Here is a 16,473-nt window from a genome sequence, read left to right as displayed (position 1 = left end):
ACTATCATGATGAATAAAAATAGACGCTTTATTATTAAAACGGTGTTTAGTTCACTTATCCGCCGCCGTTCTCGCATTGCTATTGCCTTGCTTGGTGTTGCAATTGGCGCAACTGTGCTCCTTGGTATGATCACGCTTTGTTATGATATACCACGGCAAATGGGGCAAGAGTTCCGTTCTTATGGTGCTAATCTTCTATTGTTACCTGCTAATAATCAGCGAACGGTGGCAATGACGGATGTTAATAAGGCGGTGAGTTTTTTGCCAAAAGATAAATTACTTGGCGTGACCCCGTTTCGTTATGAGTCCATTCGTAGTAATCAGCACCCTTATACTATTGTGGGAACAGACTTTAAGCAAGTAACTAAAACTAGTCCTTATTGGCACATTGAAGGTACGTTGCCACAAAATCCACATGAAATAATGATTGGTACCGATATTGCTAATTTTGCCAAGTTAACCATTGGTAGCTCTATGACCATTTCGGGTAAATCTAAACAAGACTCACGTTTTGATGAGGACCTGAAAGTCACCGGAATTGTCAAAACAGGGCGCTCTGAAGATGGCTTTATTTTTATTGACTTACATGATTTAGAACAGTTATTTGAAGAAAGTGAACAAGCCGAAGTGGTCGAAGTGAGTATTACGGCGACTGAACTTGAGTTACAGCAGTATATTGAGATACTCAAACAACAATCTAGCACAATCGATCCACATTTGATTAAATGGGTGACAAAATCTGAAACCCTGGTACTTGGTAAATTATCATCGTTACTTTATTTAGTCACTTTTGTGGTATTAATACTAACTATGATTTGTGTGGCCACCACCATGATGACTGTGGTCATGGAACGCCGCAAAGAGATTGGTCTTAAAAAAGCAATTGGAGCAACTAACCAAAGTATCGCAAAAGAGTTTTTAGCCGAAGGATTAGTTTTAGGTATCGTTGGTGGCATGATTGGTGCTATTTGTGGATTTATTTTTGCGCAAATCATCAGTACCAATGTGTTTGGTCGTTCAATTATTATTGAGTTTTATCTAATCCCAGTCACCATTATTATTTCGGCGATAGTCACGGTGATTGCGTGTTTAATTCCGGTAAAACGTGCACTTGAGGTCGAACCAGCTTTAGTTTTACGTGGTGAATAGGATATAAAGTATGAATATACTCGAAGTAAAAAATGTGTCTAAGATTTATGATTCACTGCATGCATTGTCTGAGGTGAATTTAACGGTTGAGGAAGGGAATTGGTTATCAATCATGGGACCATCTGGTAGCGGTAAAACGACTTTGATGAATATCATTGGTTGTATGGATAAACCTTCACTTGGTTCGGTTATTCTCGATGGACAAGATATTACCCAGCTTTCTTTATCCCAATTGACAGAAATTCGCCGAGATAAGATAGGCCTGATTTTTCAACAATTCCACCTAGTACCGTATTTAACAGCATTAGAAAATGTTATGGTCGCCCAGTATTATCATAGTATGGTCGACGAAAAAGAAGCCATGCAAGCACTTGAGCGGGTAGGGCTTGCCGCCCGTGCTAAGCACTTACCACGGCAGTTATCGGGGGGAGAACAGCAGCGAGTTTGTATTGCTAGGGCATTAATTAATTATCCTAAGTTAATTTTAGCCGATGAACCAACTGGTAATTTAGATGAAAGCAATGAAGCGATGGTTATGAACTTACTACATCAACTGCACGAAGAAGGCAGTACAATCATTGTGGTTACTCACTCACCAGAAGTATCAAAACATGCTCAAACCACAGTAGTACTGGAGCACGGCAAAGTCGCGCGTATCATTAATAATTAACCAACAAAAGGTTGTCGTATATGAAAAACCGTATTATTTCGTCAAGTATCTTTATTGTCCTTGGTGTATTAATTATTTTATTTCCATTGTATATCTTACCTGTTTGCCCATCGCCAGAAAACGCTGTGATGCCAGTTGATACAATGAGTCATACCATGAATGATTCAATGGGTGGCACGGTAAGTAATGCTATGGATAGTGCGAGTAGCGAGCTTGCTCATAGCGGACACATGCATGCCGCTGGTGCAGGAAAAATCATGAAGTGTTTTTGGACAGCAAGAGCTGAAATCGGTGTCGGCTGTTTAGTCATTGCCATTGGCGTATTACTACTGATTAGTCGTACTGTTTTTGTTCGAATGGGATTAAGCATGGCTCTTGCCTGTATTTCTTTATTAGCTATGGCTATTCCAACCATTTTAATTGGTGTCTGCTCAAACGAGATGATGCGATGCAATATGGGCTCTAAACCAGCTTTGGTGTTATTATCTTGCTTATTATTTATTGTAGCCGTAGTTAACACTTATTACTTAAATAAAAAGACTAAAAATCGATAGCTAATTGTTAGCAATCATCAACCATACTCATCTTTGCCTGATATAGGCAAAGATAGCCTTTTAATAAGACAAGTAGGAAGTCATCATGCAAGAAAAACCGCTCACCATGGCAAATTTAGCGTGGCGAAACATTCAGCGACGACCATTTCGAAGTTGTTGTTTGATTATTATCATTATGCTTTTTTCTGCAACGCTATTTGGTGGTAGCGTGCTGATGAAAAATCTTAGTCTTGGTATTTCGGGCATGGCTAACCGATTGGGTGCTGATATTCTTATTGTACCTTATGGTTATGAAAAAAATATGGAAGTTGCTCTATTGCGTGGTGAACCAAGTAGCTTTTATTTAAAAGTCGATTTGATTGATAAAATAAAAGATATCAAAGGCATTGATGCTATTTCACCCCAGCTATTTATAGCTTCATTAAATGCGGGATGTTGCACAACAAAAGTACAGTTAATCGGGTTTGAACAGCAGAGCGACTTTGTGATAAAACCTTGGCTACAATCGCAACTGACACAACCGTTAACCGACAATCAAGTGGTTGTGGGTTCCAAAATTAACTCACAAGTAGGGGATGAAATCATATTTTTTAATCATCCCTTCAAAATTGCCGCTAAAATGGATAGTACAGGGATGGGATTTGATACCTCTGTCTTTATGACTATGTCTGCAGCACAATCATTAATGAAAAATGCAAAATTAATTGAAGGGGATGTTGACCATTTTGCTGATTATGCCTCGTCGATTTTTATTAAGGTCAATTCAGATTATCAACCTAAAGATATTGTTAATCAAATTATGCCCAGATATGCCATGGACTATAATATCGATTTTGTTATGACCAAAGGAATGCTAAGCAATATCGCTAAATGGTTAACAGGCTTTTCAACCATTGTCTATAGCTTATCGGCTATTTTTTGGGTGTTAGCCATTATTGTGATTTTTGTGATATTTTCTTCAACCTTAAATGAACGCAAGCGTGAAATTAGTTTATTACGAATACTGGGCGCTTCACGTCGAGATTTAGTTAACATGTTGTTGCGTGAATCGTTAATTATCAGTGCATTAGGTGGAATTGCAGGCATTGTCATTGCGGCAGTATTACTTTATGCATTTAGTTTATTAATCTGCCAATCTATTGGTTTGCCATGTATGAATATTTCGCTATTTGATGCCGTGTTGTATGCAATTGTTGTTTTTATTCTGACGCTAATTATTGGTCCTTTATCAAGCATTTATGGTGCCTTATCAATGACTAAATTTGATACTTATAGTACTCTCAGAGAGGGCGAATAATAATGTTACTGAATGTTAAAAATCTACGTAAAGATTACACAAGAGGGCAACAAACCTTTTCTGCGGTGAATAATGTTAGTTTTTCAATGACAAAAGATGACTTTATTTGCATTATGGGTAAATCGGGCAGTGGGAAAACCACGTTACTTAATATGATTGCAGGTTTACTGACGCCAACACAAGGCAAAATCACTATTAATGATACTAATTTGTTTGAGCTTAATGATCAGCAAGTTTCTGCCTTTCGCAATCAGCATATTGGTTATATTCCTCAAGGTAGCAGTTTGTTGCCTAATTTAACGGCAATTGATAATATTCGACTGCCTTTTTATTTAACTAAGCGAGAAAACCAAAATCCCTTAAATGAAGCCAAGAGTTTGCTTGAAAAAGCCAACATCAGCCACTTACAAGATGCGTATCCAGCTAATATGTCTGGTGGTGAAATGCGCCGTATTGCGATATTGCGAGCGCTGATTTGTAAACCACAAATAATTATTGCCGATGAGCCAACAAGTGATCTTGATGAAGAGAGTGCAACCGAGATTATGCAATTACTTACTCAAATTCATCAACAAGGTACAGCGTTATTGATTGTTACTCATGATCATGATGTTGCCCATTATAGTCAAAAAGTTATGAAAATGTCAGCAGGGCGATTTATTGATTAATGGGTTTATTTATTAGCTGAATTGTTATATTAAAAGTGGATTACAGCCCATTTCGATCATAATTTTATTGAGTTTTAGTAATGGCAATCCAACCAATGAATTAATATCATCGCCTTCTAGTTTATCAAACAGGGTAATGCCCAGTTCGTCACATTTAAAACTGCCTGCGCATTGTAGTGGCATCTCTTTAGCAATATAAGCATCAATTTCCGCATCGTTTAATGAACGAAAGGTCACTTTAAATGGTTCGCAAATGGTGGTTTGTTGTTGAGTTTTGGTATTAATTACTGTCATACCAGTATAAAAATAGAAGGCTTTACCGCTGCTTTGTCGAAGCTGTTTGCGGGCATTATCAACCGTATGCGGTTTGCAAACAATATTATCGTCTAATACGCCGACTTGATCCGATCCTATAATTAAGCTATTTGGGTAGTCTGTCACTAATGACTGCGCTTTAAGCTTAGCTAGCCGAACCACCAATTGCTGAGCTGATTCGCCGACTAGCGGTGTTTCATCGCATACAGGTGGCACACACTCAAAAGGGATAGCTAATTTTTCGAGCACCTTTTTACGTGATGGTGAAGTCGAGGCTAATATGATTCTCATTTTAATTATCTCTTAAAATCCAAGCTGAAAGATGCGCATTAAAACCGATATGGGCATAATAATCAACTGCCTGTGGTGCAGCTAGTAGAGTAATTGAACATGATTTGTCAGTATTGTTTTTCACTTCTTTAATTAATTGCTTTCCGATGCCTTGTCGTTGATAATTTTCATCCACCGCGAGATCTGCCAAATAGGTGATATAAACAAAATCCGTTAAACAACGCGCAATGCCAATCAATTTATCATCATGCCAAGCAGTTACCACCAAATTCGCATTATCTAACATAGCTTGAAAGCGTACGGTATCGGTAAGTGGACGACGTTTGCCTAATGAACAATGACGATAAAGGGTGGTGGCTTGTTCTAGTGTCGGTTTGACATCAGAACGATAAATAATGCAATTCATGTTGATCTCCATCATAAAACGAATAAAAATAATTAAGGATTACATTTAAAATTAGTATCATACTAGCTAGGTAAAACCTGTTTTAGTTTCGCTGAATATATAATCTATAACAAAGCAAGGAGGGAGTTATGTACAAAAAAATTTTAGTTCCTATCGATGTGCTTGAAGATGAATTAACTAAAAAAGTCATTCCACATGTAGAGTGCTTAGCCAGATTGTCTAATGCCGAAGTCATCTTTTTTCATGCCTTGCCTGTTTCATCGGCTATTATCAATGCTTACTCTTTTGGATTTGATGAATTTAAAGATCATGCAACAGTACAAACGGAACAATACCTTCATCAATTAATGGATTCGATTAATTTACCGCATGAACATTTATCTTTTTCTATCGCATTTGGTCATCCAAGAGATGAAATCCTTGCATTAGCTGACGAAATCAAACCAGACCTAATAATTTTAGGCTCGCGTCGTCCCAATATCTCAACGCATCTTTTAGGATCGAATGCGTCAGGAGTGGTGCGTGGAGCTAAAACGGCGGTGCTTGTGATTCGGTAGGTTTAGCATTATATGTGAAGTATGTCTTTTTAGAAGGCACCGTTGTAATTTACTTTTGATCAGTATAGTTAGGTAAGCAGGAGGAATTTAATGTAAAAATTCCCCCTGATAAATAATTTGAGCTTTTAATTTTAGTCACTTAATGTGTAATTTATAAAAGATGCAAAATCAATTACTTCTATCTTTTTTGTCGATATTGATGATAGGACAAAATTAAGCTTTAACTTGGTAAGTTAACGCTAATCATCATCATCTTCTTCATCCTTATCTTTTTCTAAGCTTACTAATGATCGTTTAAAGTACTTGGTTAATAATTCATTGATCTTTATCATATCTTTTAATTGAACAATATTTTTTCTTGTTATTTTTTGGCTGATGTCTTGCAGATCTCCATAAAATACTATTTTTGCACTTTTTTTGTCATTAAGCCATTTTATATAATCTGTCATCTTTTTATCCAAATCGAAACGATACTTTTCAATTACTTCTTGCTTGGTGAAAAGCAACTCATATATTGTAAGCTCTTCATTAGAGTTGATAGTGTAAAAACGCGTATTAATAGAAGAATATGTTGCTTTATTTTGATTGATAGTAAACTTTTTAATCAAAGCCTTAGTGCCTTTATATGTAATATCTACTGTGGGATAAACCTCTAGATTTTTATTAATAAGTATGTCAATTTTTATAGGTGATGTTGAATTGTCCATTGAAAATAAATATTGATTGTAATAACCTGTTGTAAAAGATAGTTGGTGTTTTTTCATATAGTGAATTAATAATTTTAAATCATCTGGGTTTGTGATTTTTTTGCTTAAATTGAGAAAATCATTGAGATATTCTTTTTGTATTTGTAACCCATTTGAAAAAGTAACTTCATAAATATTATCTTTTGTGACAGTTACTGTTTTAACCACAACATCATTTAGATTAGGAATTTTTATTTTTTTCAAATCCTGTACATTTTTCTCTATTTTGCTGTATCGATCTGGTCGAATTAGGTATTTTAGCCCATTAAATTCAATTTCTTTTGAAGAACACAGTTCTTTTAAATAAAAAATTTCACCATTTTCTAGATTAAATTTATAGAATACACAATCATTTGCTACAAAGCTATCAAGGAAGACAGCTTTCATTGCACTATATTTATCTGCTGGCAAGGATATTTTTGTATCTGTAAGTGGATCTGTGTAGAAATGCGAGTATTCGCCAGTTTTTATAACATTGGGATCGTATTTGTTGAGTATAAATTCATCGGCTAATGATGTGCTCGAAATAAAATTTGACAATAACATCAACGCCAAGTAAAAAATTGTTCTTTTCATTCATATCCTTATAAATAATTGTTGGTAATATGTGAGTTATGTTGTACTAGCAATAATAGAGTCGCAAAGATAGTTTAATAAATTAGACTAGTTGTGTTTTATTTATTTGTATTTATTATAATAAAGTATTTTCTAATAAAAAATTATTGAAATAAAGCTATTAAAAAATCAGTTAGAAAAAGTATTGATTTTATTTGATTTTTTTTGTTTGTCTTTTTTTGTGTAAATTAACCGCCTTATTGGCGGTTTTGTTTATTGATGCTTTATAATAAAACAGCAGTGAATTTGTTTATTGCGCTTAAAATCAAGCGATAGCGTTTTATTGGTAATTTCTTGATAGGTTAAACCTAGGTTTTGCATACCAACACTATCCATTTTAAAACCACGCTTATTATTCGAAAAGATAATTGTTCCATTAGGACGTAATAAGCGTTTTAAATCGGTCATCAATTTTAGGTGATCACGCTGAACATCAAAGGTTTCGTGCATGCGTTTCGAGTTTGAAAATGTAGGCGGATCGATAAAAATTAAATCGAATTGCTCATCAGCCTGAGATAAATAGAGCAAACAGTCTGCCTGAATTAATCGATGTTTTTTACCCGTTAAACCGTTTTGTTTTAAATTGCGATCAGCCCATTCCAAATAGGTGCGTGACATATCGACCGTGGTGGTTGATTTTGCTCCGCCAAGTCCAGCATAAACTGTTGCGCTACCTGTATAGGCAAATAGGTTTAAAAAGATCATGCAACAGTACAAACAGAACAATACCTTCATCAATTAATGGATTCGATTAATTTACCGCATGAACATTTATCGTTTTCTATCGCATTTGGTCATCCAAGAGATGAAATCCTTGCATTAGCTCACGAAATCAAACCAGACTTAATTATTTTAGGTTCACGTCGTCCTAATATTTCAACGCATCTTTTAGGATCGAATGCTGCTGGGGTGGTTCGTGGTGCTCAAACTTCGGTATTGGTGGTCAGATAGATTTTAGCCTTACTTATATTTTGAGTACGATTTTGGTTGCTATTTCTCCTTAATGTGTTATAATTTTAAGCATAAAATTATAAAAATGAATATAAAATATAAGGATGGAACAGTAGAGGTTTAGAAGTATGTTAAAATACAATTGCTTCTTAAATAGTCAGAATTACAAGCAAGCAAGCAAGCAAGCAAGCAAGCAAGCAAGCAAGCAAGCAAGCAAGCAAGCAAGCAGAAAAAACATCTGGTTTAAGTTTTCCTAATTTTCATATATCTCTCAATAGTGATTCAAAAATAGCAAAGTTTTTGGCTTACCTTATAAAATCATATATTGGTATTTGTTTGTTGTTAACCTTTAATATCAATGCAGCAAAAGCCTTGGATTCGGTAGATGCTGAAAATCCGTTAAGTACAAAACCTATCTATGTTGCAAAAACAGCTAATGTTATTATGGGGGGCGCACCTTATATAAGTTTTGATGGACGAACCAAAATATCAAGCGCTGAAGATACGCTTTGGATGAGTTATAAAATGGGTAATGAAACTTTTCGATATACCCCAGAAAATAATCCCTCGTCACTCCAAAATCCTATTTTATTACCAGAGTCGTTCAAAACGTTTGCCGATATTGATTCGGTTGTGCCTAAAAATCAACCAATTCCGATTTGGGCAGAACTTCATGAGCAAGAAATAGTATTTAACAGTCGCGACAATAGCGAATATTTTTTTGATGATGATGGCGACAAGATTAAGTCAGGAGCCGGCAGGATAACACTAGTCATAGCTGATAACGGAGATCATCTAGAAAATGACGATTGGTGGATTACTGAACCTGAGTTTGGTTATAAACGTAGTGATCCTATTGATCCTTGCCGTTATAGCTATAGATTGATTTTAATGTCTAGTATCTCATCAATTGCGACTGAATTTGGAGTACCATTTGAGTCTTCTGGGGTGCCTGAAAATGTATGGAAGAATGACCCATGGTCTTTTGAGAGAAAATTTGTTGTATATGTTAAACCGACAGTTTCTACCCCTTATGCCTGTTGGGCATTTCCAGTATATCAATCCGCAACAGCTAAACATATAGGAAATGAATGGAAATCTGGTACTATTGATGTTAGCGATCCAAACGATATTCATCTATATGAAGGACGAAAAAGAGGATTTTTACTACAAAATATTACGCAGCCTGCGTCTAACTTTCCAACCATTGCCGGCGATTCATTACAGTTTACTTTAACCGTTGCTGGTGCCTTGTATAGCGAACTAAGTTATAGTAAACAACCTGCAAATTCAAATATTAGTTTAACTATTAATGATGAATATACTCGAGGTTCTTATTATGGTGAATATCCTAATGAGGCTACTATCACACTATTTGGTCCCAAAGAAGGGCAATCAGACATATCTTTCACCCCTACAACTTTTATAATTTATGCAGACAGAGCTAAAACTAAACCTATATATAGTTTTACAGTCAGTAAATGGCTTATTAAATCAAATTACAATCAGCCAACATTTGAAGAAAGTAGAGAATTCTGTGAAAGTATAGGGTATAGACTTCCGACTATACCAGAGTTAACCAATATGAAAAATCCTGAACTGGATTGGAATCAAGGATATCCTCCTGATTCTGACAATTTTTCGCCTCAAGTTCAACTTAAAGGGGGACTTTATGCTGAATGGGGAGCTGCTGGAAATCTATGGGAACTTCCTTGGGGTGTAAATACTCAGGTTTGGGTAAGCAATCATCACAAAGATGATAACTATTATTTAGTTGACGGGTGGGCACAGATATCTTCAAAGCCAATGACAGAAAAAGCGGGTAGGACGTTTTGTATTTCTCCGTAATCTTGAAAAGTAGTTTTCCCGCAATAAAAAATTGTATAAAAATTATTTGGATAGATAATTGATTTTATTATTTTTTTAAGTGAAACCAACCGCCATGTAGGCGGTTTCATTTATTGATGTTTCACAATAAAACAACAGTGGATCTGTTTGTTACGCTTAAAATCAAGCGAAAGCGTTTTATGGGTAATTTCTTGATAGGTTAAATCTAGGTTTTGCATACCAACACTATCCATTTTAAAACCACGTTTATTATTCGAAAAGATAATTGTTCCATTAGGACGTAATAAGCGTTTTAAATCGGTCATCAATTTTAGGTGATCACGCTGAACATCAAAGGTTTCGTGCATGCGTTTCGAGTTTGAAAATGTAGGCGGATCGATAAAAATTAAATCGAATTGCTCATCAGCCTGAGATAAATAGAGCAAACAGTCTGCCTGAATTAATCGATGTTTTTTACCCGTTAAACCGTTTTGTTTTAAATTGCGATCAGCCCATTCCAAATAGGTGCGTGACATATCGACCGTGGTGGTTGATTTTGCTCCGCCAAGTCCAGCATAAACTGTTGCGCTACCTGTATAGGCAAATAGATTTAAAAAGTCCTTGCCGGCACTTATTTCACCAATCATTTTTCGTGCTAAGCGATGATCTAAAAACAAGCCGGTATCTAAATAATCGGTCACATTAACCCAAAATGCGGTTTTGCGTTGATTAATTGGGTATTCATGTACTAAAAAATAGTCCTGTTTTTGCCCAAGCTTTTGGTATTGCTGTTTACCTTTTTGCTTTTCACGCGTTTTTAATACTAGCTGATCGGCGGTAAGTTCAAGTACTGACATGGTTGCATTGATAATATCAAAAAGTCGCTGGCGCGTTTTTTGTGGATCAATATTTTTAGGTGCGGCATATTCTTGCATTACTATTTTATCTTTATAACGATCGATAGCAACGTTGTATTCAGGTAAATCCGCATCATAAAGTCGATAGCATTCTAGCTGTTCTTGAGCAGCCCATTTTTCTAACTTTTGCTTATTTTTGCGTAATCGATTTGCAAAGTCAGCAGCTGGCAACGTTGGATTATTGATTGGATGTTCAGTGTTACGCTGAGCAATGACATAATTTTTTTGTATACAGTCCAGTGGACCATTTTTGGCTTTGAATTGTCTATCTGCTCGCATTTGTAAGCAATCTAATAATTGTGGTGCGCCGCTAAATAGTGATAATTTCCACCCACCAAAATTTTGTTTAATTTGTTGACCGAGTGCCGTATGCAAAGCAATAAGCGCAGGCTCACTTTCTAAGCGTTCGCCATAAGGTGGATTACTAATAATCATACCGGTTGTTTGTGCTAGTAATGGATTACTTAATTGCGTTACATCTTGCATCGAAAACGTAATTAAATCACCCACGCCTGCTTGGATGGCATTTTGTTTGGCTCGTTCAAGTACTGCTGGGTTATTATCGTAACCAATAAAAGGGGTATTGGGTTTGCAAACATTTTGTTTAGCTGAAAATAACAGCGAATTCCACAAAGTAGGATTAAAGCCTTTCCAAGCAAAAAATCCCCATTGTTTGCGTTGTAATCCCGGTGGGATTTTTGATGCAATCATAGCGGCTTCAATCAGTAGCGTGCCCGAACCACACATTGGGTCAAGTAATGGTTCATCACTTTGCCAACCTGAACGCATAATAATGGCAGCAGCAAGGGTCTCTTTTAATGGTGCTTGCCCCGTTTGCTGGCGATAACCACGCTCATGTAAGCTATTACCACTTAAATCTAAAGACAGTGTGACATGGTTTTTATTTAAATAAGCATGAAGCCGAATATCTGGGTCTTGCTTTGCTACATTGGGTCGTTGGTTGGTATGACGTAAAAAATGATCGACAATGGCATCTTTGATCTTAAGTGCACCATATTGGCTATTACGAATAAACTCATTAACACCAACAAAGTTAATCACAAAAGCGTTATCGACAGCAAAAATATCAGTCCATTTAATATTGAACACGCAAGAATACAGATCTAAATCGCTATAGATATCAAATTCGGCTATTGGCAATAAAATACGCGATGCTAAACGTGACCATAATAGTGATTGATATAAAGTTGTTTCGTTGGCATCAAAATAGACACCGCCTTGCGTAATCTTACAATTGGTTGAACCAATTTGTTCTAACTCTTTTTTTAATAACTCTTCAAGCCCGCGAGATGTGCTGGCAAATAGCGTTTTCATGCATAATCCACTTTACAATAAAATTGCTGGCATTATACCGACTAATTGCAATAGTGGGAAATAAAGGCTAAATTTAGTCAGAAGAATTAGAACGTAGCTCAAATATAAAAATTTTTTTAATCAATTTATTGTATAATTAAATATGATTCGCTACCGTACTTTAATATGAAAATAATGGATATAGGAAACTAATAAGTATGAAAAACTTAGTATCAGTAATATTAGGCATTTTTATTTGTGGTTACTCATATGCTGAAGTAGATACTAAAGTGTATAACAATTATCTTTCATTATACATTCCAGAAATAGCACCACATTCCAAACTAATAAAACATCAAGATATTTATACATCTATTGATTATTCAGATGCAATGAGATTTATAGACGGAAAATTAGTTATAGAATCAAATAATAGAGGTTTAATTATTTTTAGTGGTAGCGAAAAATACAAATCAACACTGTTTTATGATTATGTTAAAAATATTATTGTATGGAATATGAATGATAAACCTTTTACTCAAATTAAATTAACTCTTGATAAAGATGAAAATATTATTGAATCTTCTTCATTAAATAGTTTTAATTTCCATTATCAGTATAATTATGATGAACAAAAAAGATTGGTAATGTCCATGGGAAATGGGGCAAATGTTAATGCAAAAAACCAATTTTTCTATACAAACAATAATATGTTGAAATCTATTTCTGAGGAAAAAAAGATCCTTAAAGCTTTTTATAATAGAAAAATAGAGTTTATTTATGATGATAATAATAAACTGAAGAAAACAATACAAACTCATTATTTAGATGAAAATAACTCAAAAATAGATAAGACAATAATGTGTTATTTCACCGATCATAATGAAAATGGAGATTGGACAAAAAGCCATTGTATTAAAGATGGAAATATTGATTTAGGTGATATAACAAGAATAATAGAATACTGGTGATAAATAAAATTAAAAAGTTAACATCACCCCCCAAAAAAATGAACGCCATGATTTAAATGATATGTCCAGTAGTATTAATCAAACAAGGATAACTCATTATGAAAAACGATTCACTGAAGAACAAATCATAAAATGGTCTCGTAAATAAATTTGTGTATTTACCTATTTTTGAATCACTCTTTTCGCTTTGAATAATTTTTTATTTAGATTTTTTCTGTTTTATATAAGATTTAGGTTTTTCTAACCATGATAAAGGAAAGAATGAATAAAAGAGAAAAAACGCAAATGCAGAAAAAACTAATGGTTTATATTCAGAGGAATAACTAATGATAGTTTTGTGAGCGCAAAGAATAAAAATATGAGTAAATCCAATAATAACACACAAAAATAACATTATTCGCCTTTCCCATCTTAAACGCTTATTTTCCATATAATCTACTCTACTATATCCCCTATAACGAATAGTAACAAAAATAGGTAGAATAGAAACAAGATAAAATAAAATATAAATCAAAATCAAAATAACCACGTTTAACACTTTCTCCTTTTACCTTGAATAATTTTTTATTTAAATTTTTTCTTTTTTATGTGAGATTTAGGACTCTCTAACCATGATATAGGAAAGAGTGTATAAACAATAAGAAATATGTATGCTGAAACTAAAATAGGCTCATAGCCTAAAATAGAATTATCTAGGCTTTCTAATTTACTTTTTAGTTCACCTGCAACTATTATTTGAAAAATTAAAGCGATATAATTAAAAATTAGCGCTCCTCGTTTTTTCCAATTCAATTGCTTATTATATTGGTAATCGCTTATTGTATATTTTCTAAATCGATAAGAAATAATAATAGGCAAAAGAGATAAAAAATAATATGCAATATAGATTAATATAATCATATGTGCTATTCCTTTTCTTAAATATGATAATCGTAATATTTTAAATATTCAGCACCATCTATATGCTAACATAACTAATAATTAGGCCGATTATCGTTATCACTATTATCATCTTTATCCATTATCTTTTTAGTTTCGTTATAAATATTCAAATAATGATAAACTATTACTGATTATTTTAAAATTAATAATAACTTATTTATTTGTTTATATGACTGTTGATCTTCTGAGCCTCGCCAAAAAAGTGAATAGAAGTTGTCTATATGATATAAATAAAAATCATAGAAAAAAAATCATGGTGAAAAAGTTTAACTTTAGCATCGAATTCAAATTGCTCTTTAGTCAGTTTTTTAAATGGTTTTTTAACTAGTTTTTATAGGTAAACTTTGACGTTAGTCTAATTGTGGCTATTCCCACCTGACAGTACAACAAAAAACGTAGCGTAATTTGTTGTACAAATCATTATGGCATTGTATTTAATACAGTCAAACTTACTCCACGGTAACCGATTTTGCTAAATTACGAGGCTGATCAACATCAGTGCCTTTGATTAAAGCAACATGATATGCGAGTAGCTGTGTGGGCACTGTGTAGTAGATTGGTGCGGTAAGTTCTTCAATATGGGGTAGATTGATGATGTGCATGGTGTCATCACTGACAAAACCCGCATCTTGCTCGGCAAAGACATACAGTTGACCGCCACGCGCTCGCACTTCTTCGATATTGGATTTTAGTTTTTCTAGCATTTCGTTGGTTGGTGCCATCACAATCACTGGCATATCCGCATCAATTAATGCAAGAGGGCCATGTTTGAGTTCACCTGCAGCATAAGCTTCGGCGTGGATGTAAGAGATTTCTTTGAGTTTTAACGAGGCTTCCATAGCAATTGGATATTCATCGCCCCTTCCTAAGAATAACGCATGATGTTTATCAACAAATTGCTCTGCTAATTTTTTAATTTGTGGTTCAGACATAAGCACTTGTTCAATGCGGTTTGGCAAGGTTTGTAAGGCGTGGACAATTGCTTGCTCGGTGCTTTGTGCCATATTATTTAAACGTCCTAATTTTGCAACTAGTAGCAATAAAACCGTTAATTGTGTGGTAAAGGCTTTAGTTGATGCAACACCAATTTCAACCCCCGCTTTGGTTAATAAAACGAAATCGGCTTCACGCACGAGTGTGGATGCCGCTACATTACAGATGGCAAGGGTACTTAAGTAATGGTTTTCTTTCGCCAATCGCAAGGCTGCGAGTGTATCTGCGGTTTCGCCTGATTGTGAAAGAGTAATAAATAGACTGTTTTTGCGACGGGCGGGGTTGCGGTAACGAAATTCTGAGGCAATTTCGACATCGCATGGTATACCTGCTAAGGCTTCAAACCAGTAGCGCGCCACCATACCGGCATTATAAGCGGTGCCACAGGCAACAATTTGCACATGCTCAACCTGCTTTAGTATATTTTTTGCATTATCGCCCAGTTCTGATAAATCCACTTTACCATGCGCCATACGACCTTCAAGGGTATTTTTAATCGCATTAGGTTGTTCGTAGATCTCTTTTTGCATATAGTGGCTATAGCCTGCTTTGCTACCCGCATCATATTTTGCATCAGACTCTATACATGGCCTTGTTACTTCATGATGATTCTTGTCTAAGATTGTCACTGTGCGGTGTGTGATAAGTGCGGTATCACCTTCTTCCAAATAGATAAATTGGCGGGTGACAGGTAATAGCGCTAATTGATCTGATGCGATAAAGTTTTCTCCTACGCCACAACCAATAACTAAAGGACTGCCAGAGCGCGTTGCAACTAATATCTCTGGGTTGCGCGTGTCCATAATGACTGTGCCATAAGCGCCTCGTAGTTGCGGGATAGCTTTTTGCACGGCGTCAAATAAGGAGCAATCTTCGGTTGATATAATGTCATGAATTAAGTGGGCAATAACCTCGGTATCGGTTTCTGAACGGAATTGGTAGCCTTTGGCGATCAGCTTTTCACGCAATGGTTCAAAATTTTCAATAATTCCATTATGCACGACAGCGATAAAGCCAGATACATGTGGGTGGGCGTTATGTTCAACTGGTTCACCATGGGTTGCCCATCGAGTATGCGCAATTCCGGTAGTTCCTTGTAGTGGATGTTTTGCAATGGCATCTTTTAGTGCTTGCACTTTGCCAACACGGCGAACGCGTTGCAGTTCGCCGTCTGGTGAAATAATTGCCAGTCCTGCTGAGTCATAACCACGATATTCTAATCGTTTTAGACCTTCCAATAATATTTCAGCAACATCACGTTTGGCGATAGCTCCCACGATTCCACACATA

At 35.3% G+C, this 16,473-nt stretch carries 14 protein-coding genes and 2 pseudogenes; 9 read left to right on the top strand and 7 right to left on the bottom strand.

Features of this window, described 5'->3' with window-relative positions; all coding sequences use genetic code 11:
• The first annotated feature begins 6 nt into the window (after positions 1-6).
• The 5 genes from ACYH9I_RS05720 to ACYH9I_RS05700 all read left to right on the top strand — a co-directional run bounded on the left by ACYH9I_RS05720 (position 7) and on the right by ACYH9I_RS05700 (position 4,338).
• Positions 7-1,149 (top strand): ABC transporter permease, encoded by a 1,143-nt coding sequence (locus tag ACYH9I_RS05720; RefSeq protein WP_483559560.1) that lies wholly within the window; start codon positions 7-9, stop codon positions 1,147-1,149.
• A 10-nt stretch (positions 1,150-1,159) separates the two neighbouring features.
• Complete coding sequence (locus ACYH9I_RS05715) at positions 1,160-1,819, top strand: ABC transporter ATP-binding protein (RefSeq protein WP_483559559.1); 660 nt, start codon at positions 1,160-1,162, stop codon at positions 1,817-1,819.
• A 20-nt stretch (positions 1,820-1,839) separates the two neighbouring features.
• Entirely contained in the window at positions 1,840-2,373 is a 534-nt protein-coding gene (locus ACYH9I_RS05710) for a DUF4418 family protein (protein WP_483559557.1), read from the top strand.
• Between the two features lie 85 nt (positions 2,374-2,458).
• On the top strand, positions 2,459-3,670 hold the full coding sequence (locus tag ACYH9I_RS05705; RefSeq protein ID WP_483559555.1) for an ABC transporter permease: 1,212 nt from the start codon (positions 2,459-2,461) through the stop codon (positions 3,668-3,670).
• Between the two features lie 2 nt (positions 3,671-3,672).
• Positions 3,673-4,338, top strand: a complete 666-nt coding sequence (locus ACYH9I_RS05700; protein WP_483559553.1) for an ABC transporter ATP-binding protein — start codon at positions 3,673-3,675, stop codon at positions 4,336-4,338.
• A gap of 24 nt (positions 4,339-4,362) precedes the next feature.
• On the opposite strand, the gene ACYH9I_RS05695 is transcribed toward ACYH9I_RS05700, so the two are convergent.
• A complete protein-coding gene (locus ACYH9I_RS05695; RefSeq protein WP_483559551.1) occupies positions 4,363-4,944 on the bottom strand; it encodes a Maf family protein in 582 nt (193 codons plus the stop codon).
• Between the two features lies 1 nt (position 4,945).
• Positions 4,946-5,350 carry a GNAT family N-acetyltransferase gene (locus ACYH9I_RS05690; protein ID WP_483559549.1) on the bottom strand — a complete coding sequence of 135 codons (405 nt, stop codon included), beginning with the start codon at positions 5,348-5,350 and terminating at the stop codon, positions 4,946-4,948.
• Positions 5,351-5,478: 128 nt separating this feature from the next.
• Here ACYH9I_RS05690 and ACYH9I_RS05685 point away from each other — a divergent pair, with 128 nt between their 5' ends.
• Positions 5,479-5,907: a universal stress protein gene (locus tag ACYH9I_RS05685; RefSeq protein ID WP_174786922.1), complete on the top strand. Its 429-nt coding sequence runs from the start codon at positions 5,479-5,481 to the stop codon at positions 5,905-5,907.
• Positions 5,908-6,146: 239 nt separating this feature from the next.
• Here ACYH9I_RS05685 and ACYH9I_RS05680 read toward each other — a convergent pair whose 3' ends face one another.
• Both ACYH9I_RS05680 and ACYH9I_RS05675 read right to left on the bottom strand, forming a co-directional pair.
• On the bottom strand, positions 6,147-7,229 hold the full coding sequence (locus ACYH9I_RS05680; protein ID WP_483559548.1) for a hypothetical protein: 1,083 nt from the start codon (positions 7,227-7,229) through the stop codon (positions 6,147-6,149).
• A gap of 252 nt (positions 7,230-7,481) precedes the next feature.
• Positions 7,482-7,967 (bottom strand): annotated as a pseudogene (locus ACYH9I_RS05675) (RsmD family RNA methyltransferase); the annotation flags it as partial.
• Here ACYH9I_RS05675 and ACYH9I_RS05670 point away from each other — a divergent pair.
• Together ACYH9I_RS05670 and ACYH9I_RS05665 are read left to right on the top strand one after the other, a co-directional pair.
• A pseudogene (locus ACYH9I_RS05670) lies at positions 7,965-8,219 on the top strand (universal stress protein); the annotation flags it as partial. The pseudogenes ACYH9I_RS05675 and ACYH9I_RS05670 sit on opposite strands and share 3 nt — an antisense overlap.
• A gap of 300 nt (positions 8,220-8,519) precedes the next feature.
• Complete coding sequence (locus ACYH9I_RS05665; protein WP_483559546.1) at positions 8,520-10,067, top strand: hypothetical protein; 1,548 nt, start codon at positions 8,520-8,522, stop codon at positions 10,065-10,067.
• A 110-nt stretch (positions 10,068-10,177) separates the two neighbouring features.
• Here ACYH9I_RS05665 and rlmKL read toward each other — a convergent pair whose 3' ends face one another.
• Positions 10,178-12,298, bottom strand: coding sequence for a bifunctional 23S rRNA (guanine(2069)-N(7))-methyltransferase RlmK/23S rRNA (guanine(2445)-N(2))-methyltransferase RlmL (gene rlmKL, locus ACYH9I_RS05660; protein WP_483559545.1), 2,121 nt, complete (start codon positions 12,296-12,298; stop codon positions 10,178-10,180).
• A 197-nt stretch (positions 12,299-12,495) separates the two neighbouring features.
• Between rlmKL and ACYH9I_RS05655 the strand changes: the two genes are divergently transcribed.
• A complete protein-coding gene (locus ACYH9I_RS05655) occupies positions 12,496-13,248 on the top strand; it encodes a hypothetical protein (RefSeq protein ID WP_483559543.1) in 753 nt (250 codons plus the stop codon).
• Positions 13,249-13,812: 564 nt separating this feature from the next.
• Here the strand turns inward: ACYH9I_RS05655 and ACYH9I_RS05650 are convergent.
• Both ACYH9I_RS05650 and glmS read right to left on the bottom strand, forming a co-directional pair.
• The gene (locus tag ACYH9I_RS05650; RefSeq protein ID WP_483559541.1) at positions 13,813-14,148 is read right to left on the bottom strand and encodes a hypothetical protein; all 336 of its coding nucleotides are present in this window, start codon (positions 14,146-14,148) and stop codon (positions 13,813-13,815) included.
• Between the two features lie 491 nt (positions 14,149-14,639).
• A complete protein-coding gene (gene glmS, locus ACYH9I_RS05645; protein ID WP_483559540.1) occupies positions 14,640-16,472 on the bottom strand; it encodes a glutamine--fructose-6-phosphate transaminase (isomerizing) in 1,833 nt (610 codons plus the stop codon).
• Position 16,473: the final 1 nt, after the last annotated feature.

This window comes from Gilliamella sp. X-23 (assembly GCF_057063545.1).
This window is presented reverse-complemented; position numbering and strand designations above follow the sequence as displayed.

What these genes read in the sequence shown, in the direction of transcription:
- ACYH9I_RS05695 (WP_483559551.1), bottom strand. Translation starts at nt 4,944, where the DNA reads ATGAGAATCATATTAGCCTCGACTTCACCATCACGTAAAAAGGTGCTC.
- ACYH9I_RS05720 (WP_483559560.1), top strand. Translation starts at nt 7, where the DNA reads ATGATGAATAAAAATAGACGCTTTATTATTAAAACGGTGTTTAGTTCA.
- ACYH9I_RS05705 (WP_483559555.1), top strand. Translation starts at nt 2,459, where the DNA reads ATGCAAGAAAAACCGCTCACCATGGCAAATTTAGCGTGGCGAAACATT.
- ACYH9I_RS05650 (WP_483559541.1), bottom strand. Translation starts at nt 14,148, where the DNA reads ATGATTATATTAATCTATATTGCATATTATTTTTTATCTCTTTTGCCT.
- ACYH9I_RS05710 (WP_483559557.1), top strand. Translation starts at nt 1,840, where the DNA reads ATGAAAAACCGTATTATTTCGTCAAGTATCTTTATTGTCCTTGGTGTA.
- ACYH9I_RS05655 (WP_483559543.1), top strand. Translation starts at nt 12,496, where the DNA reads ATGAAAAACTTAGTATCAGTAATATTAGGCATTTTTATTTGTGGTTAC.
- glmS (WP_483559540.1), bottom strand. Translation starts at nt 16,472, where the DNA reads ATGTGTGGAATCGTGGGAGCTATCGCCAAACGTGATGTTGCTGAAATA.
- ACYH9I_RS05680 (WP_483559548.1), bottom strand. Translation starts at nt 7,229, where the DNA reads ATGAAAAGAACAATTTTTTACTTGGCGTTGATGTTATTGTCAAATTTT.
- ACYH9I_RS05690 (WP_483559549.1), bottom strand. Translation starts at nt 5,350, where the DNA reads ATGAATTGCATTATTTATCGTTCTGATGTCAAACCGACACTAGAACAA.
- rlmKL (WP_483559545.1), bottom strand. Translation starts at nt 12,298, where the DNA reads ATGAAAACGCTATTTGCCAGCACATCTCGCGGGCTTGAAGAGTTATTA.
- ACYH9I_RS05700 (WP_483559553.1), top strand. Translation starts at nt 3,673, where the DNA reads ATGTTACTGAATGTTAAAAATCTACGTAAAGATTACACAAGAGGGCAA.
- ACYH9I_RS05685 (WP_174786922.1), top strand. Translation starts at nt 5,479, where the DNA reads ATGTACAAAAAAATTTTAGTTCCTATCGATGTGCTTGAAGATGAATTA.
- ACYH9I_RS05715 (WP_483559559.1), top strand. Translation starts at nt 1,160, where the DNA reads ATGAATATACTCGAAGTAAAAAATGTGTCTAAGATTTATGATTCACTG.